Genomic DNA, 21766 nt, shown 5'->3' with positions numbered 1-21766 from the left:
GGCAAAATCATCAATTGTTAAATGTGAAAAGTGACCTGATAAACGCACGTCAGGCCAACTTGACTCAGTGCAGCAACAGACCTAATGCAAACAAGATATTGGTGAGTAACGCTGCTTTCACCATATGTTCCAGCAATGGGCGTACTTCAGCAGAAGTTTTCGCTTTCATTACACGTATGACATGTTTGACCAGCATCGGAATCGCCAGAATGAACAGCCAGCCGGTCCAGCGGTGTAAATGCATGGCAGAGAAAATGATCAGGCATACTAAGGCGCCGGCCAGAAGCGTGGTGTGGTAACGACGCCCATTCGCTGGCCCGAGACGTACGGCCAGGGTATTTTTGCCGTTGGCGCTGTCGGTTTCGATATCGCGCAAATTATTGATATTAAGTACAGCCGTGGAGAGCAAGCCCGTTGCCGTCGCCGGTAACATGACTATCCAGTCGAAATAGCCTGCCTGCAAATAGAAGGTGCCAGCGACGCTGATCCAGCCAAAGAAAATCAACACGGAAATATCGCCCAGACCCATGTAGCCATAAGGGCGGGTGCCGACGGTATAGGTAATGGCGGCACCAATCGAAAGCAGCCCGAGGATCAGGAACCCCGCAACGTCACTGGGTTTATGGCATGCCACAGCGATAAGTGCGATACCGCAAATGATGGTCAGCGCAATCGTCAGGATGATGGCACGCTTCATTTGCGCTGCGGTGATCAACCCTTTTTGCATTCCGCGTAAAGGCCCGACGCGATCGGGTGTATCGCTGCCTTTTTCTGCATCACCGTAATCATTTGCCAGATTTGACAGAATTTGCAGACACCCGGCGGTCAGCAATGCCAGCAGCGCGATAAGAGGATGGAAAACGCCTTGCAGGCTGGCGATGGCAGAACCCATCACGATAGAGGCAAAGGCCAGAGGAAGTGTTTTAGGACGTAAACTTTCGAGCCAGGCGCGGGTGGGCGTCGTCGGGGTGCAGGGAGTCATTGTGCTCATAGATGGTTTCGCTCAGGTGAACAGTCAGTCCGAAATCCCAAAAAACTCAGGGAGGCAAACGCCTCCCTGAAGATCACTTTCGGAACGTATGAGCAAATTATAAGATAAAACGGCTCAGATCTTCATCAGCTACCAGTTGATCAAGATGGCTTCTAACATAATCTGCATCAATGTTTATGGAGATTCCGTTACTTTCGCTGGCGTCATAGGAGATATCTTCCATCAGACGCTCCAGAACGGTATGAAGCCGGCGCGCACCAATGTTCTCGGTGGTTTCGTTCACCTGCCATGCGGCTTCTGCAATACGACGGATGCCGTCAGCCGTGAAATCAATACTCACGCCTTCGGTGGCCATCAATGCTTTGTATTGATGCGTCAGCGATGCACTCGGTTCTGTCAGGATGCGTTCGAAGTCTTCTGTCGACAGCGCTTGCAGTTCCACCCGGATCGGCAGACGCCCCTGCAATTCAGGGATCAGATCTGACGGGCTGGCGGTCTGGAATGCGCCGGAAGCGATAAACAGAATGTGGTCCGTTTTCACCATGCCGTGTTTAGTCGAAACAGTACAACCTTCCACCAGCGGCAGCAGGTCACGCTGAACGCCTTCACGGGAAACGTCCGGGCCGGAACTTTGACCGCCGCGTTTACAAATTTTGTCGATCTCATCGATGAACACAATACCGTGCTGTTCAACGGCTTCAATCGCCTGTTCTTTCAGCTCTTCCGGATTCACCAGTTTTGCCGCTTCTTCTTCAACCAGGAGCTTGTATGCTTCCCTGATTGTCAGTTTGCGCGGTTTCTGTTTCTGACTGGCCATGTTCTGGAACATTGACTGTAGCTGGTTGGTCATTTCTTCCATGCCCGGAGGGGACATGATTTCAACGCCCATTGGCGCAGAGGCCAGATTGATTTCGATTTCTTTATCGTCGAGCTGGCCTTCGCGCAGTTTCTTGCGGAAGTTTTGGCGTGCGGCAGAAGGTTCCTGCGTTTCGTCTGCCTGCCCCCAGTTATTTTTCGCCGGTGGGATCAGCACGTCGAGAATACGTTCTTCGGCCATTTCTTCGGCGCGGTAGCGGTTTTTCTCGATAGATTGCAAGCGCACCATTTTCACAGCGGCGTCGGTCAGATCACGGATAATAGAATCCACTTCTTTACCGACATATCCGACTTCGGTGAATTTGGTCGCTTCAACCTTGATGAACGGCGCGTTGGCCAGCTTCGCCAGACGGCGGGCAATTTCGGTTTTACCGACACCGGTCGGGCCGATCATCAGAATATTTTTTGGGGTGACTTCGTGGCGCAGCGCTTCATCAAGCTGCATACGGCGCCAGCGGTTACGCAGGGCGATCGCGACAGCGCGTTTCGCTTTATCCTGGCCGATGATGTAGCTGTCTAACTCGCTGACAATCTCGCGCGGGGTCATCTCAGACATAATTTCGATCCTTACGCTTTAGAAGACAATTCTTCGATGGTGTGGAATTGGTTGGTGTAGATACAGATGTCACCCGCAATGCTCAGCGATTTTTCCACGATATCACGTGCGCCAAGTTCTGAGTTTTCCAGCAATGCACGGGCAGCAGCTTGTGCATACGGGCCACCGGAGCCGATGGCGATCAAATCATTTTCAGGCTGAATTACATCACCGTTACCGCTGATGATGAGGGATGCATTCTCATCCGCGACAGCCAGCAGGGCTTCGAGGCGACGCAACATGCGGTCAGTTCGCCAGTCTTTTGCCAGCTCAACGGCAGCCTTCACCAGATGGCCCTGGTGCATTTCCAGTTTGCGTTCGAACAGCTCAAACAGCGTGAAAGCATCAGCAGTACCGCCGGCAAAGCCTGCGATCACTTTGTCGTTGTACAGGCGACGTACTTTTTTGACGTTGCCCTTCATGACGGTATTTCCCAATGTGGCCTGGCCATCACCACCGATAACGACCTTGCCGTTGCGGCGTACACTTACAATTGTTGTCACGAGCGGTTCCTCGTTGCAGACGGAAAAGATCCCCGCAGGCTTGTGGGACACTTCGCGTGTCTCACAAGCTTACGGGGCATATTGAAAGTATAGATTGGGGAAGGGTTACGGGTTTTCAACCCCCGGTTGCGAGGGGAATGCAACCGGAGATGCCTGCGCTCTTCAGGCGGGATAAGGTACTGTCAGCGCCTGAGCGGCTGTTATACGGGCCAATTACGACGCGATTCCAGCCACCGCCGGTGGTGATCCGGCCTTCAAACCCTTCGAATGCCAGCTTTGCACGCTGCGATTCAGCCTGGTCGGTGCCTTTGAATGATCCGCACTGAACCATAAAGTGCTGGGTTTTTTCCTGCGCTTTCGGTTTCTCCGGGGCAGCCTCAGTAATCGCCGCCGGCTGCTGTGCTTTCGGTGCTTCTTTCACCGGCTCTTTCACCTGCGGCTTTGGTTTCGGCTGAACAGGCTGTGTTTGCGCCTGAGCCTGCGGTGCACGAACCGGTTGTGTTTGCGGCGTATACGTCGGTTGCGGTTGGACCTGACGCGGTTGAGTTTGAACCGTTTGCTGTTGCTGTTGGGCCTGACGCTGTGCCGGCAGCATATGTGTTTGTGTTGCCTGATTCGGGTCGTTGTATGGCACTTCAGACAGCTGTGTTGGCGTCTGACGCATATCAGCCTGCATCTGGTCGAGCAGTTGGCGTTGCTCTGGCGTTAATTGTGTTTTGGATTCAACCTGTCCGCCCGCTGTCGGTTCTGTCGGCGTGGTAACGCCCATCTGGCGGTTTTCCAGCTCTTTAATATAGCGCCAGCGTTCTTCTGGTTTAGGCGGCAATCCGTTACCTGGACGGACAGGATGCGTTGGCATCACAGCCGCTTCTTCATGTTTATTGTGCGCAATAAAATAGAGGCCACCAACGAAGACCACCAGTACCGCAACGGCCAGTACCACCATGGTTTTGGAGATCGTTGTGGAACTGCGTTTTTTACTCCGGCTGGTACTTTTCCGCCGCGCTCCTGAGCGCCCACGGCTTACATAGTCTCTTTGTGCCACTATCGTTTCGCTGTGTCGTAATGATTGAAGAAGTGCGTCATGTTACTTAACCCTGCACATTTACTGAAATTAAAACTGCTAAACAGCATAAAAACGGGTTCACGCTCCCGGGGCGGAAGTGCTTTCGCGCACAACCAGTTCACTTTCAAGCAGCAGTGAGCCGTTTTGTACCGGATTTCCCTGTAACTGCTCAAGTAATAATAACATGGCCTGACGGCCAAGCTGGAATCTTGGTTGTGCAACGGTGGTTAGCGGAGGGTCGGTATACTGGCTGGCTTTGATATCATCGAAGCCGACAACCGATAAATCCTGCGGAATACGCAGACCCATCTTCTTTGCCTGGAACATCGCACCGATGGCCATAATATCGTTATGGCAGAAGATAGCGGTTGGCGGAGAAGGTAGCGCCATCAGCTCGGTAACCGCCTGTGCGCCGGATTCGTAGCTAAAATCACCCTGAGCGGTCAGTGCGTTTTCAACGCTGATCCCGTTGCGGCGCAGCGCCTGCACATAACCTTGTGAGCGGTACTGGCACAGCGGCATATGTTTCGGCCCTTCGATACAGGCAATACGCTGATGGCCCAGATTCAGCAGATAAAGCACCGCTTCAAACGCAGCAGTCAGGTTATCGATGTGAACCGTCGGCAGTTCCAGCTCAGGCGCAAATTCATTGGCCATCACCATCGGCGGCAGGTTGCGTTGTTCTTCTTTGCTGGCATCGAAAGGTAAATCGGAACCGAGCAGCAACATGCCATCAATCTGTTTGGTGATGATCAGATTGATGAAGGTTTTTTCCTGCTGGTTTTGCTGAGCGCAGTCGCCGATCAGCACCAGATAGCCGCTTTCAGCCGCAGTGCGCTCGATCCCCTGGATCAGGTCGGCAAAAAACGGATCGCAGATGTCCGGGACGATCACCAGAATGGTGCGTGATTCATTGCGTTTCAGATTGCGGGACAAAGCATGAGGTGAGTAACCCACGGCCATCACCGCCTGATCGACCTTCTGACGGGTAGAGGCGGAGACTTTCTCTGGGTTCATTAACGCTCGGGATACCGTTGCTGTTGAAACGCCTGCCTGTTCTGCCACATCTTTCATTGTCGCGGCGGGTAATTCTTTCTTGTGATCCAACGCATCTCTCCTTGCAACAGCATCAAACTGACACAACAACATCAACATTCCTCACCTGGCTACCCATGCTGTGTAGCTCATCACATTCTAAACAGAATGTGAGTAGGATTTGTTACCTAATTTGCATCAAAAGTGTGATGCAGATGCTTTTTTCGATCCATCACGCAAAAATCCTGACTACTTATGCGGATTTATCTTAAGGATCAACTGTCAATCGGGTCCACATCCAGCGTCCATTTGACTTTTTTAGCCTGCGGCAGGCTGGCAATCAGCGGCTGAGAGCTTTTGATCAGATGTTGCAAAACGCGGCGCGAAGGATGCTGCAACAGCAGTTGCCAGCGGAACCGTCCGCTGCGTTTGGCCTGTAATGCGGGAACCGGCCCTAAAATCCACAGAGAATCATCTTTCAGCGGGCTGGATTCCAGCAGATTGCGTAATTGCTGGAGGAACAGCGCTGACTGCTGGTTATCGTGATCTTCAGAGCGGATCATAATGTGGCTGGTATAAGGAGGCAGGAAAACGCTTTTACGTTCGGCCAGTGTTTGTCTGGCGAACTCGTCGTAGCCTTGCTGCAACAACACCTGCAACAGCGGATGTTCAGGGTGATGCGTTTGCAGGACCACTTCGCCCTGCTTGCCTGCACGACCAGCACGGCCCGAAACCTGAGTATAAAGCTGGGCAAAACGTTCTGCTGAGCGGAAATCAGCCGAGAACAGCGCGCCGTCAACGTCCAGCAGCGAGACCAGCGTGACATCCGGGAAGTGATGCCCTTTTGCCAGCATCTGCGTGCCAATAAGAATACGTGCGCCGCCGCGATGGACTTCATTGAGGTGCTGCTCCAGCGAGCCTTTTCGGCTGGTGGTATCACGGTCGATGCGGGTGATTGGCGTATTCGGGAACAGCGGCGCCAGTTCATTTTCCAGCTGCTCGGTGCCGACGCCGACGGACACCAACTGCGTTGAGCCGCAATGCGGGCACTGATGTGGCACGGCACGCTGGCTGTCGCAGTGGTGGCAACGCAGCTGGCGCTGATTCTGATGCAGCGTGTAATAGTGATCGCAACGCTGGCATTCAGCAATCCATCCACATTCATGGCAGAGCAGGGCTGGCGCATAGCCGCGGCGGTTGAGGAACAGCATGACCTGATTGTCGGCTTTCAGGTGTTCCTGCATTTTCTGAATCAGCGGTTGCGATAGCCCGACTTTCAGCTGCATTCCTTTCAAATCGAGCAAGTTCTGTCGCGCGAGTTTAGCGTTGCCGGCACGCTTGGTCAGCTTCAGCTGGCGATATTTACCCAGCTCCACGTTATGCAGCGTTTCCAGCGCAGGCGTTGCCGAGCCCATAATAATAGGAATGTTTTCCGCATGGGCGCGATACACCGCGAGATCCCGCGCGTGATAACGCCAGCCTTCCTGCTGCTTATAAGAGCTGTCGTGTTCTTCATCGATAATGATGACACCCAGACGCGCAAAAGGCGTGAACAGCGAGGAGCGCGTGCCGATCACAATCCCGGCTTCGCCATTACGTGCCCGCAGCCAGACGGAAAGCCGCTCGCTATCGTTGAGACCGGAATGCAAGACATCAACCGGTGCGCTGAAACGTTCGCGAAAACGCGCGATGGTTTGCGGCGTCAGGCCGATTTCCGGCACCATCACCAGCGCCTGGCGACCTTGTGCGAGAATATTTTCCAGCACGCTCAGATACACTTCGGTTTTACCCGAGCCGGTTACCCCGGCCAGCAACCAGGCTGAAAACTGCTGATCTTCGCTACGGATAGCGCCGACGGCGGTGGCCTGTTCGGTGTTAAGACGCAGGCGTTCGCCGACGACGGAGAAATCTTTACGCCAGTCCTGGGTGGCGGGCGCGATGCTGCGTAAATCCGTCAGTCCTTTCGCCCGCAGTGCCTGCAGGGCCGTTTCGGTCAGATCGAGGTCAGCAACCTGATGGCGATACAGCGGTTTTTGAATCAGCGCCGCCATCGCCTGTTGCTGCTTTGGCGCACGTTTCAGGCTGTCGAGCGGCGTGGCGCGCCCCTGTTCGGTGGCAAACCATTGCCAGAGCGGTGTCAGTTCAGCGGGTTTCCCCTGACGCAGCAAGACCGGCAATGCATGAAACAACACTTCGCCAATCGGATAATGGTAATAGTCGGCAGCCCAGAGCAGAATGCGCCACAAATCGGCGGTGAACAGGCTGGAATGATCGAGCACTTCGCGGACAGGTTTCAGCTTTTCCAGACCGAAATCACTGGAATTACTGACGTTAACGACAATACCGACCGCGTCGCGTTTACCAAAAGGCACACTGACCCGGCAACCCTGAGCAACCTGCATTCCAGGAGGTAACAGATAGTCGAAAGTGCGGGCAAGCGGTACAGGCAAAGCAACGTGGGCAACAGGCATTGTGGATCCAGACTATAAAAAAATGACGAGATAGTGTACACTGCGTGCTTCGAAATGCATGAACATCATTGCGCGGTTCTCAGAGATTCTGTATGATTCGCCGCCTTTGGTGCATTTCGCACTCAAAGCCTATCATCCACTACGCGTGGTGTCTGACAGAACAGGGTTGGATAGCGACGCGGCCTTAAGAAGAGGTTTTCCATGAAACAAGGTATTCACCCTAAATATGTAGAAGTTACTGCAACTTGCTCATGCGGTAACGTTATCAAAACTCACTCAACTGTGGGTCACGATCTGAACCTGGACGTTTGTGGCGAATGCCACCCGTTCTACACTGGTAAGCAACGTGAAGTGGCTACCGGTGGCCGCGTTGACCGCTTCAACAAGCGTTTCAGCGTTCCAAGCAGCAAATAAGCATCGCTTGAGAGCAAAAAAAGGCGCCTTTGGCGCCTTTTTTGTTGCCTGCCGTTTTAACTTCCCGCCAGACAAAACTTCTTTCTCACTAACGTTCAGTTCCTGCAAATACACTGAAAAAGCGCGCGACGGGTTCGCACGGTCTTTCAGCATACCTTTCTGACCCTGCGGTCAATATTCCCAGGTATCAGGATCAACACCCAGTTCACGCATCAGGATCTTCGCTGCTTCCGGGATTTCGTCACTGCGTTCTTTACGCAGGTCTTCGTCATTCGGCAAAGGCTGACCGGTGAAGGCATGCAGGAAAGCTTCACACAATAATTCACTGTTGGTCGCATGACGCAGGTTATTCACCTGGCGACGGGTGCGTTCATCGGTGAGAATCTTCAGGACTTTCAGCGGAATAGATACCGTGATTTTCTTAACTTGTTCGCTTTTCTTACCGTGTTCAGCGTAAGGGCTGACATATTCGCCGTTCCACTCAGCCATGGGACACCTTAAATTTATCAAAAAATAAAATTCTGAAAACCGCGTGATTATGCCCGATTTTCACTGTTCTCACTAAGTAAATGTCGGAATTTGACAGGGATATCTTACAAAAATCCTTGCGGCATTGTTCATTTTGTCGCCTTGCGCTTAACTACCCGGCGCGACGAGGCTGCCTGACATTTTCATTAACGCCATAATTTTAGCGGGTATTGCTCTGTTGCTCAATCTATACGCAAAGAAGTTTAGATGTCCAGATGTATTGACGTCCATAACCCCGGGAGGGTACTCTTTACATCCTCATTCTCCGCATTTCGTCAGGAAGAAACGATTATGACGCACAAGCAAGCCACCATTGCCGTGGGCAGTGGCCTGAACAATGATCAGCAATATGGTTGTGTAGTTCCGCCTATCGCCCTTTCCAGCACTTACAACTTCGAAGATTTCAATCAGCCGAGAGCCCATGACTATTCACGACGCGGAAACCCGACGCGTGATATTGCTCAGCGTGCGCTGGCAGACCTGGAAGGCGGGGCTGGCGCGGTGCTCACCAGCAGCGGGATGTCCGCAATTCATCTTGTGTGTACAGTGTTTCTCAAACCTGGCGATTTGCTGGTTGCGCCGCACGACTGCTACGGCGGCAGCTATCGCCTGTTCGACAGCCTGAGCAAGCGTGGTGCGTACCGCGTGCTGTTCGTTGACCAGGGTGATCCGCAGGCACTGGCCGAAGCGCTGAAGGAAAAACCAAAACTGGTGCTGATTGAATCTCCAAGCAACCCGCTGCTGCGCGTGGTCGATATCGAGGCTATTTGTGCTGCGTCTCAGGCGGCTGGCGCGCTGACCGTGGTGGATAACACTTTCCTCAGCCCGGCGTTGCAAAACCCGCTGAAGCTGGGGGCAGATTTAGTCGTGCATTCTTGTACGAAATATCTGAATGGGCATTCTGATGTGGTCGCGGGTACGGTAATATCTAAGACCGCAGAACATGCGACAGAACTGGCGTGGTGGGCGAATAATATTGGCGTTACCGCGGCGGCTTTTGACAGCTATCTGTTATTGCGTGGTTTGCGTACGTTAACGGTTCGTGTGAAACAACAGCAAGAAAATGCGCTGGCGATTGTGGCGTATTTACAGAAACAGTCACAGGTCAAAAAGCTGTATCATCCGTCGCTGCCGGAAAACCAGGGGCATGAAATTGCCCGCCGTCAGCAACGTGGTTTCGGTGCCATGATCAGTTTTGAATTTAACGGAGATGAAGCGCAGTTGCGTCATTTCCTGAAAGAATTGAAGTTATTTACCCTTGCAGAATCTCTGGGAGGCGTCGAAAGCCTGATCTCTCATACGGCAACCATGACACACGCTGGCATGGCGCCGGAAGCGCGTAAAGCCGCCGGGATTTCTGACAGCTTGCTCCGTATTTCTGTAGGTCTTGAAGACAGCGAAGATTTGATTGCTGACCTGGAACACGCATTCCAGTCAGTGGCAACGAGGTAAGTATGAATGCAATAGCGGTTGCAGCGCCGGCGGGAAGCCGGCAGTTGCACAAATTTGGTGGCAGCAGCCTGGCCGACGTGAAATGTTACCTGCGCGTCGCAGGAATTATGGCGGAATACGCAAAGCCGGGCGACATGATGGTCGTGTCGGCGGCAGGGAGCACAACCAATCAGCTCATCAGCTGGCTGAAACTAAGCCAGACTGACAGAATTTCCGCACATCAGGTTCAGCAGGCCCTGCGCCGGTATCAGAGTGATTTGATAACCGGCCTGTTGCCGCCCGAAATGGCCGAACCGCTTATTGCTTCTTTTATTCATGACCTTGAACGTTTGGCTGTTTTGCTTGATGGCAAAGTGACGGATGCGATTTATGCAGAAGTGGTCGGGCATGGTGAAGTCTGGTCTGCCCGGTTGATGTCTGCCGTGTTGTGCAAACTCGAACTACCGGCTGCCTGGCTGGATGCGCGTGAATTCCTGCGTGCTGAGCGCGCGGCTCAGCCTCAGGTGGATGAAGGCCGTTCTTATCCCCTCCTGCAGCAGCTTATCGCACAACATCCCCAGCAATATCTGGTGGTAACCGGGTTTATCGCCCGCAGTGACGCCGGTGAAACCGTTCTGCTGGGCCGCAACGGGAGTGACTATTCTGCGACCCAAATCGGCGCACTGGCTAATGCCAGCCGGGTGACTATCTGGAGCGACGTGGCCGGTGTTTACAGTGCTGACCCGCGTAAAGTGAAAGATGCCTGTCTGTTGCCGTTATTGCGTCTCGATGAAGCCAGCGAACTGGCACGTCTGGCCGCCCCGGTGCTGCACACCCGTACCTTACAGCCGGTTTCAGGCAGCGATATCGACTTACAGCTGCGTTGCAGCTACCAGCCGGAACAAGGCTCGACGCGCATTGAGCGTGTGCTCGCTTCCGGGACTGGTGCAAAAATTGTCACCAGCCACGACGATATTTGTTTGATCGAAATGGTCATCCCTTCCGGCCACGATTTTGCGCTGGCGCAGAAAGATGTTGAGCTGCTGCTTAAGCGTGCGCAGATTAAACCCCTGTGTACCGGCATCCATCCTGACCGCAATTTACTGCAACTGTGCTACACCTCCGAGGTGGCAGGCAGCGCGCTACAGGTGCTGGAAGATGCGGCATTGCCTGGCCGACTGACGCTGCGTGAAGGGCTTGCGCTGGTGGCGCTGGTCGGTGCTGGCGTGTGTAAAAATCCGCTGCACAGCCATCGTTTTTATCAGGAAATGAAAGATCAGCCGGTTGAATTTATCTGGCAAGCCGAAGATGGCATCAGTCTGGTGGCTGTACTGCGTATCGGCCCGACGGCGCATCTGATTCAGGGGTTGCACAAAACGCTGTTCCGCGCGGAAAAGCAAATCGGCCTGATGCTGTTCGGGAAAGGCAACATCGGTTCACGCTGGCTGGAACTGTTCGCCCGTGAACAAAAGAATATTTCCGCCCGTAGCGGTTTTGAGTTTGTGCTGGCCGGCGTGGTCGACAGCAAACGCAGTTTGCTCAATTACGAAGGGCTGGATGCCAGCCGTGCGCTGGCTTTCTTTGACGACGAATCACAGGCGCATGATGAAGAATCACTGTTCCTGTGGATGCGTGCGCACCCTTATGATGATTTAGTTGTGCTGGATGTCACGGCCAGCGCAGAACTGGCCGATCAGTATCTGGATTTCGCCAGCTACGGTTTCCATGTGATCAGCGCGAATAAACTGGCTGGTGCATCGGGTACTCATAAATATCGCCAGATCCGCGATGCATTCTCCAAAACCGACAGTCACTGGTTGTATAACGCGACCGTCGGAGCGGGGCTGCCGGTGAACCATACCGTGCGTGATTTGCGTGAAAGCGGCGACAGTATTCTGGCGATCAGCGGTATTTTCTCCGGCACGTTATCCTGGCTGTTCCTGCAGTTTGACGGCACGCTGCCGTTCACTGAGCTGGTCGATTTAGCGTGGCAGCAGGGGCTGACGGAGCCGGATCCACGTGACGATTTATCCGGTCAGGACGTGATGCGTAAGCTGGTGATCCTGGCGCGAGAAGCCGGTTATGACATCGAGCCGACGCAGGTTCGCGTGGAGTCTCTGGTGCCGGAAGGTTGTGCAAGCGGCTCTGTCGATCAGTTTTTTGAAGACGGTGAAGCGCTGAATCAGCAAATGCTTCAGCGCCTGGAAGCCGCGCGGGAAATGGGCCTGGTGTTGCGTTACGTGGCGCGTTTCGATGCCAACGGCAAAGCGCGCGTCGGCGTTGAAGCGGTGCGTGAGGATCATCCTCTGGCTGCATTGTTGCCGTGCGATAACGTATTTGCTATCGAAAGCCGCTGGTATCGCGATAACCCGCTGGTTATCCGCGGGCCGGGTGCGGGTCGTGATGTCACCGCGGGTGCCTTGCAATCTGACCTTAACCGTTTGACTCAGCTGCTTTAATTTTTTGCTCCTTCTTCCGCAAAGAAGAAGGAGCCTTCTCTGACTTTTTCTCACCTCCTTGTAGCAAAAATCCCCAACGTGAAATTATTTCAAATTGCGTGAAGATTAATCATTCCCTGCCATCATTTTAACGTTGACACTTTCCCTGCTTTCCGTCATTTTCTATCTATACGTTTAGACGTCCAAACGTCCATTATAACGAACATAATCAAACGCAGTGTTCCATGAGGTAGTGTTTATGAGCTTTTTCCACGCAAACCAGCGCGAAGCGCTGAATCAGAATCTGGCTGAGTTACAGGGGCAGATTAACGTTTCTTTCGAATTTTTCCCGCCTCGCACCAGTGAGATGGAAGATACGTTGTGGAGCTCCATTGACCGTCTCAGCAGCCTCAGGCCTAAATTTCTGTCCGTCACTTACGGTGCTAACTCCGGTGAGCGCGATCGCACGCACAGCATCATCAAAGGCATCAAAGAGCGCACCGGCCTGGAAGCGGCTCCGCACCTGACCTGTGTCGATGCCACTCGCGATGAGTTGCGCCAGATTGCGCAGGATTACTGGGAAAGCGGTATCCGCCATATCGTGGCGCTGCGCGGGGATTTACCGGCGGGCGGTGGTAAGCCGGATATGTATGCAACCGATCTGGTTCAGCTTCTCAAAGAAGTGGGCGATTTCGATATTTCCGTGGCGGCTTACCCGGAAGTGCATCCGGAAGCCAAAAGCGCGCAGGCAGACCTGATTAACCTGAAGCGTAAAATTGATGCCGGTGCCAATCGCGCTATCACACAGTTTTTCTTTGACGTAGAAAGTTATCTGCGTTTTCGTGACCGCTGTGCAGGTCAGGGCATTGATGTGGAAATCGTACCGGGCATTCTGCCGGTTTCTAATTTCAAGCAACTGACCCGTTTTGCCACCATGACCAACGTACGTGTACCGCACTGGATGAACAGCCAGTTTGAGGGGCTGGACGATGACGCAGAGACCCGCAAAATGGTCGGCGCAAATATCGCGATGGACATGGTGAAAATCCTCAGCCGCGAAGGTGTGAAGGACTTCCATTTCTATACCCTGAACCGTGCCGAAATGAGCTATGCGATTTGCCATACGCTGGGTGTTCGCCCTGAGGCAGCCATCCCTGTACGGGCATAAATAAGGATATTTGCCTTCATCTGATCAACCGGCCTGAGTGCCGGTTTTTGTTTTTAGGGAGCTGATTAAAGTTTAGCTCTATGCTGCCGATAAACTTTTGGTATTCTGTCTGTAACTCAAATTGAAATAATCATTTATCCGGATGCTTGTCTGGCGGGATATTTCATTCATGAGTTAAATCTCTTGTTAACTTTTTGGTAAAGGAATTACTCATGGCAACGAAATTCACAATGACCAACCCGAAAACGGGTGAGATCAAAACAGCATTCTACGGTTATTCATGGACGACCCTGTTTTTTGGCGCATTTCCGGCGTTGTTCAGAAAGGATTTTATTACCTTTATTGGCGTCTTTATTGTTGCGGCAATTATCGGGTTCCTGACTCTGGGATTAGGTGGCTTATTTATTTCTCTGGTCTGGTCCTTTATGTACAACAAGTACTATTCGACCAACCTGCTGAAACAAGGTTTTGTGTTCTCCGGTAGCGATATGGAGAACAAAACGGCTGCTGCTGCCCTGGGCGTTATTTTGAATGATAATAATACACTGCCAAGTCTGCGCCAGAATCCGGCTGTTTAACGTTTTTTGCGGCACAAAAAAACCGGCTTTCGCCGGTTTTTTATTTTCCGACATATTTAACCGGTATTACGCATACCCGCTGCCACGCCAGCAATCGTCACCATCAACGCCTGCTCTACGTTAGCATCCTGCTTACCTTCTTTTTCCAGATCGCGGGAGCGGTGCAGTAATTCAGCCTGCAACACGTTCAGCGGGTCGGTATAGACGTTACGCAGCGCAATAGATTCTGCAATCCACGGCAAATCTTCCATCAGATGGTCGTCGTTGGAGATCGCCAGAATCACTTTAATATCGCTGGCAAGCTGGCTGCGCAGTTGCTGGCCCAGCGGCCACAATTCTTTTTCTACCAGACGATGATCGTAGTATTCCGCCAGCCACAGGTCGGCTTTGGCGAATACCATTTCCAGCATCCCGATACGGGTTGAGAAGAACGGCCAGTCGCGACACATGGTTTCCAGCTCATCGCGTTTACCCTCATCGACCACGGCCTGCAGACCTGCACCTGCGCCCAGCCAGGCGGGAAGCATCAGACGGTTTTGCGTCCAGGCGAAAATCCACGGGATTGCACGCAGGCTTTCAACGCCCCCGCTGGCTTTACGTTTCGCCGGGCGTGATCCCAGCGGTAGCTTGGCCAGTTCCTGCTCCGGCGTGGCGGCACGGAAGTAAGGAACGAAATCTTTATTCTCGCGGATATAGCCACGGTACATTTTACAGGAAACGTCAGACAGTTGTTCCATGATGTCCACCCAGGCTTTTTTCGGCTCAGGCGGCGGCAACAGATTGGCTTCCAGAATAGCGGAGGTGTACAGCGCCAGGCTGCTGATGGTGACTTCCGGCAGGCCAAATTTGAAGCGTATCATCTCGCCCTGTTCGGTCACGCGCAGGCCGCCTTTCAGGCTACCCGGAGGCTGGGACAGCAACGCAGCCTGTGCAGGCGCACCGCCACGGCCAATCGAGCCACCACGTCCGTGGAACAGAGTCAGAGCAATTCCCGCTTTCTCGCACGTTTTGATCAGTGCATCTTGCGCGCGATATTGCGCCCACGATGCCGCCATCACGCCTGCATCTTTCGCAGAATCGGAATAGCCAATCATCACCATCTGTTTGCCCTGAATGAAACCACGGTACCAGTCGATGCTCAGCAATTGCTTCATCACGTCGTCGGCGTTGTTCAGGTCATCCAGCGTTTCGAACAGCGGTGCAACCGGCATCGGGAACGGACAACCGGCTTCTTTAAGCAGTAAATGTACGGCCAGCACGTCAGACGGTGTACGTGCCATAGAAATGACGTAAGCGGCGATAGAGCCTTCCGGCGCTTCTGCGATAACCTGGCAGGTATCGAGCACTTCTTTGGTGTTGGCGCTCGGTTCCCAGTGGCGTGGCACCAGCGGACGCTGTGAATTAAGTTCACGGATCAGGAAGGCTTGTTTATCCGATTCCGACCAGCTTTCATAATCCCCCAGCCCCAGATAGCGGGTGATTTCAGCGATAGCCTCGGTGTGACGGGTGCTTTCCTGGCGCACATCGATACGCACCAGCGGCACACCGAAGCAGCGTACGCGGCGCAAAGTATCGAGTAACTGACCGTTGGCGATGATGCCCATGTTGCAGGCCAGCAATGACTGATAGCAGGCATAGAGCGGTGCCCACAGCTGATCGTTTTTCACCAGTAAATCGTGCGGACGCGCGACTCGCTCACCTTTGAGGCGGGCTTCCAGATAAACCTGGGTATTCGTCAGCTGAGCACGCAGTTGTTTCATAATTTCGCGGTACGGCTCGATGATATCCGCCCCCCCCGCCAGTTCACGCAGCTCTGGCGTACATTCTGTCATCGACAGCTCTGATACCAGCACGGCAATGTCGCGCAGGAACAGATCAGTCGCTTTCCAGCGGCTCAGCAGCAGAACGTGGCGGGTGATATCGGCGGTCACATTCGGGTTACCATCACGGTCACCGCCCATCCAGGACGTGAAACGTACCGGTACGGATTCCACTGGCATTTTGTAGTCCAGTGATGTTTCCAGCTGTTCATTCAGTTCACGCAGAAAAGCGGGCACGCCTTCCCACAGGCTGTTCTCGACAACGGCAAAACCCCATTTGGCTTCATCAACCGGAGAAGGGCGGTTCTTGCGGATTTCGTCGGTGTGCCATGACTGTGCAATCAGCTGACGCAGACGGCGCATAATTTGTTTGCGCTCGTAATCGGCCAGATCGTTATGGTCGAGTTGTTTGAGGCAGTTGTTCACTTCCACCAGTTTGTGGATCAGCGTACGACGGGCAATTTCTGTCGGGTGCGCGGTCAGCACCAGTTCGATAGAAAGCTGGTCAACGGCGTCACGTAATTGTTGTTCAGAGAGATTCTTGGATTTCAGACGATCGAACAATTGCGCCAGAGCTTCAGGATTGCTGGCCGCCTCGCCGTGTGGCGAAATGCTGTGATATTGCTCGGCTACGTTGGCTAAATTCAGGAACTGGCTGAAAGCACGGGCAACAGGCAACAACTCATCATTCGAGAGATTTTGCAGCGTTGACAGCAATTCCTGACGATCAGCATCATTTCCTGCACGTGAGGATTTGGACAACTTACGGATTTTTTCAACACGATCCAGGATATGTTCTCCCAACGTATCTTTGATCGTGTCGCCCAGCAATTTACCTAACATACTGACATTACTTCGCATTGCGGAATATTGTTCGTTCATATCACCTCTGACCCGTTCTCTCGTTTGATTTTTATATTCTGTAAATAACTTTCACCCGTCAGGCATTCATGCCCCGTTCACCCGCCAACCTGGCCATACTTTTTAAATGCCGCACCTGTTTTAACCTAAAAACACCTGATCACTCACGTTAAAAATGGTCTTTTTGGCGATGTCGCTGAAATTTAATTACAACAGCGACGATATCAGTTTGGCTAATCCATCATTTGTACAGTATCAAAGGGCGCCCGGAAGCGCCCTGATTGTTTCTTCATCAACCCTGATTCAGGATCAGTGGTAACAGAAGTGATGAACCACCTGAGAAATCAGCTCGCGTGTCGGTTTTATGAACGCGGTATCAATATATTCATCTGGCTGGTGCGCCTGATCGATAGAACCCGGCCCCAGAACCAGTGTCGGACACAGTTCCTGAATGAACGGCGCTTCGGTGCAGTAGTTAACGATTTCGGTTTCTACACCCAGCAGCTTTTCCACCACCTGAACCAGCGGGTGATCCGGCGGGCATTCATAACCCGGGATCGGCGGATGCAGTTCTTCGATGGCGAGACGCCCCGGCCAGCGCTGGCTGACCGGCTCCAGCGCTTCGTTAAGCAATCCGTTGATATCGGCCAGCGTCAGGCCCGGCAGCGGGCGGATATCCATGTGCATTTCGCAGCAGGCACAAATACGGTTTGGCGCGTCGCCGCCGTTGATATAACCGAAGTTCATGGTTGGATACGGGATCACAAAACCACTGTGGTTGTAACGGGTTTTCAGCGTATTGCGCAACGTCATCAGATGGGTAATCGACTCGTGCATCAGTTCGATGGCGTTCACGCCGCGCGACGGATCGCTGGAATGGCCGGACTGACCGGTGATGCGGATGGCGTTGGACAGATGGCCTTTGTGTGCACGAACCGGCTTGAGCGAGGTCGGTTCGCCGATGATTGCGCAGTCCGGACGAATTTTCGCGTTTTTGGAGAAATAACTGGCACCGGCCATCGTCGTTTCTTCATCCGCCGTCGCTAAAATATACAGCGGTTTAGTCAGTTTGGTCAGATCGACATCACGCAGCGAATCGAGGATAAACGCGAAGAAACCTTTCATGTCGGCAGTACCCAAACCATAGAGCTTATTTTCATGCTCCGTGAGGGTGAAAGGATCGCGCGTCCAGCGTCCGTCATCGAACGGAACGGTGTCGGTATGACCGGCCAGCAGTAAGCCGCCTGCTCCGTGACCGGTGCTGGCTAACATATTGAATTTGTTGCGTGTGCCTGGAACGGGTTGCACTTCAACGTTGAAGCCTAAATCACCGAACCAGCCTGCCAGTAAATGGATTAGCGTCTCATTGCTCTGGTCCAAAGCAGCGTCCGTTGCGCTGATGGAAGGGGTTGCGATTAACGCCCGATAGAGCTCAATAAAAGGAGGTAATTTCATCTTCACTGTTGACAGCCTTTAGTTAGGGTAGTATTCATATTCATGCAATAATTGTGAATAAAAATACAATAAGCCAGTGCGTAAGGAAACCAGAATAATTATCCGGCTCCTTACCCAAAATTGAGAAGGTGAACAGACCCTATGTTGAATACGCTGATTGTTGGTGCCACAGGTTACGCCGGAGCTGAACTCGCGGCCTATCTGAACCGCCACCCACATATGAACATAACCGGTTTAACGGTTTCAGCGCAAAGTGCAGATGCAGGAAAATTGCTTTCCGATTTGCACCCTCAATTGAAAGGCATCGTCGATCTGCCTGTTTTGCCACTGAAAGACGTGGCGGAAGCAGCGAAAGGCGTCGATGTGGTGTTTCTGGCGACCGCGCATGAAGTCAGCCACGATTTAGCGCCGCAGTTTCTGGCGGCCGGTTGTGTGGTGTTCGATCTGTCCGGTGCTTTCCGCGTCAGCAAACCTGAGTTCTATACCGAATTTTACGGCTTTGAGCATCAGCATCTCGATTTGCTCGACAAAGCCGTGTACGGCCTGGCCGAATGGCAGGCTGACAAATTAAAAGATGCGCAGCTGATTGCCGTGCCGGGTTGTTACCCGACCGCCTCACAGCTGGCGCTGAAACCGCTTATCGAAAACGGTTTGCTCAATGACAGCCAGTGGCCGGTGATCAACGCCACCAGCGGCGTCAGCGGTGCAGGGCGTAAAGCCACGCTGGGCAACAGCTTCTGTGAAGTCAGCCTTCAGCCGTACAAACTTTTCAGCCATCGCCATCAGCCGGAAATCGCCGAGCATCTTGGCGTGCCGGTGATTTTCACGCCACATCTGGGTAACTTCCCGCGCGGTATTCTCGCGACTATTACCTGCCGTCTGAAGGCGGGTGTGACGGAGCAGGATGTGGCGGAGGCTTTCCACAATGCGTATCACGACAAACCGCTGGTGCGTCTGTACACCAAAGGTGTTCCGGCGCTCAAAGACGTGGTCGGCCTGCCGTTCTGTGATATCGGCTTCGCGGTGAAAGGCGAGCATCTGATTGTGGTGGCGACGGAAGATAACGTGCTGAAAGGTGCATCAGCGCAGGCAGTGCAGTGCATGAATATCCGCTTTGGCTTCCCGGAAACACAATCCCTGCTTTAACAATCCTCAGATTGTCAGCAAACAGAAAACACGCGTCCCTGAGCGTTTATTCAGACGTTCAGGGATGGTAGATTAAATTAAACGCATTGTTATTAATTAACATAATCAATCGGTCGAGGCGCGAACAGCTATGAATCCGTTAGTCATCAAGTTAGGTGGTGTGTTGCTGGATAATGAAGAAGCACTTGAGCGCCTGTTCATGGCGGTCGTGGCTTATCGTCAGGAATATCATCGCCCGCTGGTGATCGTTCACGGTGGCGGCTGCCTGGTTGATGAGCTGATGAAAAAGCTAAATCTTCCTGTCGTCAAAAAAGCCGGTCTGCGTGTGACGCCGGCCGATCAGATTGACATTATTACCGGCGCACTGGCGGGCAGCGCGAACAAAACCCTGCTGGCGTGGGCGGTGAAAAACCACATTAACGCCGTTGGCCTGTCTCTGGCTGATGGCGGCACGGTCAGCGTAACTCAACTGGATGAATCTCTGGGCTTCGTCGGTAAAGCCGAAGCGGGCAATCCTGCGCTGATCAATACCCTGACCTCTGCGGGCTATCTGCCGATTGTCAGCTCTATCGGTATCACCGAAGCAGGCGAGCTGATGAACGTCAACGCCGATCAGGCCGCGACGGCACTGGCGGCGACGCTGGGAGCGGATTTGATTCTGCTGTCAGACGTCAGCGGCATTCTCGATGGCAAAGGCCAGCGCATTCCGGAAATGAGTGCGGAGAAAGCTGAACATCTGATTGAACAGGGCATTATTACTGACGGTATGATCGTCAAAGTTCATGCTGCGCTCGACGCCGCACGTTCTCTCGGACGCCCGGTGGATATCGCCAGCTGGCGTCACGCCGAGCAGTTACCGGCACTCTTTAACGGCGTCGCGATCGGCACACGCATTCTGGCGTAGTTTGCCCTTCGGCAGATTTAAGGTCTGGCGCATTTGGTACACACTTTTGTCAGGGCGCAGCAGTTTGCGCCCTTTTGCATAAAAAAATTCAGGAGCAGGAAAATGGCACTTTGGGGCGGACGTTTTACTCAGGCAGCAGATCAGCGGTTTAAAGAACTCAATGACTCACTGCGTTTCGACTACCGGCTGGCAGAGCAGGATATTGTGGGCTCCGTCGCCTGGTCCAAAGCGCTGGTGACCGTGAATGTGTTAACCGCTGATGAACAAGTTCAGCTCGAAGAAGCGCTGAACATTCTGCTGGAAGAAGTCCGTGCCAATCCGCGCGCTATTTTAGCCAGCGACGCAGAAGATATTCACAGCTGGGTTGAAGGCAAGCTGATCGACAAAGTCGGCAATCTCGGCAAGAAACTGCACACCGGCCGCAGCCGTAACGATCAGGTCGCAACTGACATCAAATTGTGGTGTAAAGCGCAGGTGGTTGAACTGGGCGATGCGCTGCATCATCTGCAACAGGCGCTGGTCGCCACTGCCGAAGCTAATCAGGATGCCGTGATGCCGGGTTACACGCACCTGCAACGCGCGCAGCCGGTGACTTTTGCGCACTGGTGTATGGCGTATGTGGAAATGCTGGCGCGTGATGAAAGCCGTCTGAAAGATACCCTGACCCGTCTGGACGTCAGCCCGCTGGGTTGTGGCGCACTGGCCGGTACCGCGTATCCGATGGATCGCGAGCAACTGGCGGGCTGGTTAGGTTTTGCTTCTGCGACCCGCAACAGCCTCGACAGCGTTTCCGACCGCGACCACGTGCTGGAGCTGCTGTCCAACGCTGCAATCAGCATGGTTCACCTTTCCCGTTTCGCCGAAGATCTGATTTTCTTCAACACCGGCGAAGCGGCGTTTATTGATTTGTCCGACCGCGTGACATCCGGTTCTTCCCTGATGCCACAAAAGAAAAACCCGGATGCGCTGGAACTGATCCGCGGTAAATGTGGCCGTGTTCAGGGCGCGCTGACCGGCATGATGATGACCATGAAAGGTCTGCCGCTGGCGTACAACAAAGACATGCAGGAAGACAAAGAAGGGCTGTTCGACGCGCTCGACACCTGGATGGATTGCCTGAACATGGCGTCGCTGGTGCTGGATGGCATTCAGGTGAAACGCCCGCGTGCCAAAGAAGCCGCGCAGCAGGGTTACGCGAACTCCACCGAACTGGCGGATTATCTGGTTGCCAAAGGTGTGCCGTTCCGCGAAGCACACCACATTGTCGGTGAAGCCGTGGTTGAAGCCATCAGACAAGGTAAAGCGCTGGAAGCCTTAACGCTGGCTGACTTGCAGAAATTCAGCAGCGTGATCGGCGACGACGTTTATCCGATCCTTGAACTGCAATCCTGCCTCGACAAACGTGCAGCCAAAGGCGGTGTTTCTCCGCAACAAGTCGCACAGGCAATCGCCGATGCGAAAGCGCGTTTAGGGCTGTAAGTTTTCA

Annotated in this window: 17 protein-coding genes; 8 read left to right on the top strand and 9 right to left on the bottom strand. The window is 53.3% G+C overall.

All coding sequences use genetic code 11. The features are described from left to right. Positions 1-64: 64 nt before the first annotated feature. The 6 genes from CWS43_RS25145 to priA all read right to left on the bottom strand — a co-directional run bounded on the left by CWS43_RS25145 (position 65) and on the right by priA (position 7537). On the bottom strand, positions 65-991 hold the full coding sequence (locus CWS43_RS25145) for a 1,4-dihydroxy-2-naphthoate polyprenyltransferase (RefSeq protein WP_101079889.1): 927 nt from the start codon (positions 989-991) through the stop codon (positions 65-67). A 97-nt stretch (positions 992-1088) separates the two neighbouring features. After that, entirely contained in the window at positions 1089-2423 is a 1335-nt protein-coding gene (gene hslU / locus CWS43_RS25140) for an HslU--HslV peptidase ATPase subunit (protein WP_101079888.1), read from the bottom strand. 11 nt (positions 2424-2434) lie between these two features. Further along, positions 2435-2965, bottom strand: coding sequence for an ATP-dependent protease subunit HslV (gene hslV / locus CWS43_RS25135; protein ID WP_056774599.1), 531 nt, complete (start codon positions 2963-2965; stop codon positions 2435-2437). Positions 2966-3080: 115 nt separating this feature from the next. After that, a complete protein-coding gene (ftsN, locus tag CWS43_RS25130) occupies positions 3081-4010 on the bottom strand; it encodes a cell division protein FtsN (RefSeq protein WP_101079887.1) in 930 nt (309 codons plus the stop codon). 99 nt (positions 4011-4109) lie between these two features. Further along, complete coding sequence (cytR, locus tag CWS43_RS25125; protein WP_101079886.1) at positions 4110-5138, bottom strand: DNA-binding transcriptional regulator CytR; 1029 nt, start codon at positions 5136-5138, stop codon at positions 4110-4112. A 203-nt stretch (positions 5139-5341) separates the two neighbouring features. Then, on the bottom strand, positions 5342-7537 hold the full coding sequence (gene priA / locus CWS43_RS25120; protein ID WP_101079885.1) for a primosomal protein N': 2196 nt from the start codon (positions 7535-7537) through the stop codon (positions 5342-5344). A 201-nt stretch (positions 7538-7738) separates the two neighbouring features. On the opposite strand from priA, the gene rpmE reads away from it, so the two are divergent. Further along, positions 7739-7951, top strand: a complete 213-nt coding sequence (gene rpmE / locus CWS43_RS25115) for a 50S ribosomal protein L31 (protein ID WP_101079884.1) — start codon at positions 7739-7741, stop codon at positions 7949-7951. Positions 7952-8122: 171 nt separating this feature from the next. Here the strand turns inward: rpmE and metJ are convergent, their stop codons facing one another. Then, positions 8123-8440, bottom strand: coding sequence for a met regulon transcriptional regulator MetJ (gene metJ, locus CWS43_RS25110; protein ID WP_004392248.1), 318 nt, complete (start codon positions 8438-8440; stop codon positions 8123-8125). A gap of 330 nt (positions 8441-8770) precedes the next feature. Here metJ and metB point away from each other — a divergent pair, with 330 nt between their 5' ends. From metB to CWS43_RS25090, 4 genes are all read left to right on the top strand, one after another. Beyond that, on the top strand, positions 8771-9931 hold the full coding sequence (metB, locus tag CWS43_RS25105; protein WP_101079883.1) for a cystathionine gamma-synthase: 1161 nt from the start codon (positions 8771-8773) through the stop codon (positions 9929-9931). 2 nt (positions 9932-9933) lie between these two features. Further along, positions 9934-12369: a bifunctional aspartate kinase/homoserine dehydrogenase II gene (locus CWS43_RS25100; protein WP_101079882.1), complete on the top strand. Its 2436-nt coding sequence runs from the start codon at positions 9934-9936 to the stop codon at positions 12367-12369. A 238-nt stretch (positions 12370-12607) separates the two neighbouring features. Continuing rightward, on the top strand, positions 12608-13516 hold the full coding sequence (gene metF / locus CWS43_RS25095; RefSeq protein ID WP_101079881.1) for a methylenetetrahydrofolate reductase: 909 nt from the start codon (positions 12608-12610) through the stop codon (positions 13514-13516). A 212-nt stretch (positions 13517-13728) separates the two neighbouring features. Continuing rightward, entirely contained in the window at positions 13729-14094 is a 366-nt protein-coding gene (locus CWS43_RS25090; RefSeq protein WP_101079880.1) for a hypothetical protein, read from the top strand. Between the two features lie 56 nt (positions 14095-14150). Here CWS43_RS25090 and ppc read toward each other — a convergent pair whose 3' ends face one another. Together ppc and argE are read right to left on the bottom strand one after the other, a co-directional pair. Continuing rightward, positions 14151-16796 carry a phosphoenolpyruvate carboxylase gene (gene ppc / locus CWS43_RS25085; RefSeq protein ID WP_101079879.1) on the bottom strand — a complete coding sequence of 882 codons (2646 nt, stop codon included), beginning with the start codon at positions 16794-16796 and terminating at the stop codon, positions 14151-14153. Positions 16797-17084: 288 nt separating this feature from the next. Beyond that, a complete protein-coding gene (gene argE, locus CWS43_RS25080) occupies positions 17085-18236 on the bottom strand; it encodes an acetylornithine deacetylase (RefSeq protein WP_101079878.1) in 1152 nt (383 codons plus the stop codon). A gap of 135 nt (positions 18237-18371) precedes the next feature. Here argE and argC point away from each other — a divergent pair, with 135 nt between their 5' ends. The 3 genes from argC to argH all read left to right on the top strand — a co-directional run bounded on the left by argC (position 18372) and on the right by argH (position 21759). Next, a complete protein-coding gene (gene argC / locus CWS43_RS25075) occupies positions 18372-19376 on the top strand; it encodes an N-acetyl-gamma-glutamyl-phosphate reductase (RefSeq protein WP_101079877.1) in 1005 nt (334 codons plus the stop codon). Between the two features lie 130 nt (positions 19377-19506). Then, complete coding sequence (gene argB, locus CWS43_RS25070; RefSeq protein ID WP_101079876.1) at positions 19507-20280, top strand: acetylglutamate kinase; 774 nt, start codon at positions 19507-19509, stop codon at positions 20278-20280. A gap of 102 nt (positions 20281-20382) precedes the next feature. After that, entirely contained in the window at positions 20383-21759 is a 1377-nt protein-coding gene (gene argH / locus CWS43_RS25065; RefSeq protein ID WP_101079875.1) for an argininosuccinate lyase, read from the top strand. The last annotated feature ends 7 nt before the right edge of the window (positions 21760-21766 follow it).

This window comes from Rahnella sp. AA, from assembly GCF_002834385.1.
Classification (GTDB): Bacteria; Pseudomonadota; Gammaproteobacteria; order Enterobacterales; family Enterobacteriaceae; genus Rahnella.
The sequence above is the reverse complement of the archived record's forward strand: the minus strand, read 5'-3'. Positions and strand labels throughout refer to the sequence as shown.

Coding starts and splice junctions, on each gene's coding strand:
- CWS43_RS25145 (WP_101079889.1), bottom strand. CDS start 991: ATGAGCACAATGACTCCCTGCACCCCGACGACGCCCACCCGCGCCTGG.
- hslU (WP_101079888.1), bottom strand. CDS start 2,423: ATGTCTGAGATGACCCCGCGCGAGATTGTCAGCGAGTTAGACAGCTAC.
- priA (WP_101079885.1), bottom strand. CDS start 7,537: ATGCCTGTTGCCCACGTTGCTTTGCCTGTACCGCTTGCCCGCACTTTC.
- rpmE (WP_101079884.1), top strand. CDS start 7,739: ATGAAACAAGGTATTCACCCTAAATATGTAGAAGTTACTGCAACTTGC.
- metJ (WP_004392248.1), bottom strand. CDS start 8,440: ATGGCTGAGTGGAACGGCGAATATGTCAGCCCTTACGCTGAACACGGT.
- metB (WP_101079883.1), top strand. CDS start 8,771: ATGACGCACAAGCAAGCCACCATTGCCGTGGGCAGTGGCCTGAACAAT.
- CWS43_RS25100 (WP_101079882.1), top strand. CDS start 9,934: ATGAATGCAATAGCGGTTGCAGCGCCGGCGGGAAGCCGGCAGTTGCAC.
- metF (WP_101079881.1), top strand. CDS start 12,608: ATGAGCTTTTTCCACGCAAACCAGCGCGAAGCGCTGAATCAGAATCTG.
- CWS43_RS25090 (WP_101079880.1), top strand. CDS start 13,729: ATGGCAACGAAATTCACAATGACCAACCCGAAAACGGGTGAGATCAAA.
- ppc (WP_101079879.1), bottom strand. CDS start 16,796: ATGAACGAACAATATTCCGCAATGCGAAGTAATGTCAGTATGTTAGGT.
- argC (WP_101079877.1), top strand. CDS start 18,372: ATGTTGAATACGCTGATTGTTGGTGCCACAGGTTACGCCGGAGCTGAA.
- argB (WP_101079876.1), top strand. CDS start 19,507: ATGAATCCGTTAGTCATCAAGTTAGGTGGTGTGTTGCTGGATAATGAA.
- argH (WP_101079875.1), top strand. CDS start 20,383: ATGGCACTTTGGGGCGGACGTTTTACTCAGGCAGCAGATCAGCGGTTT.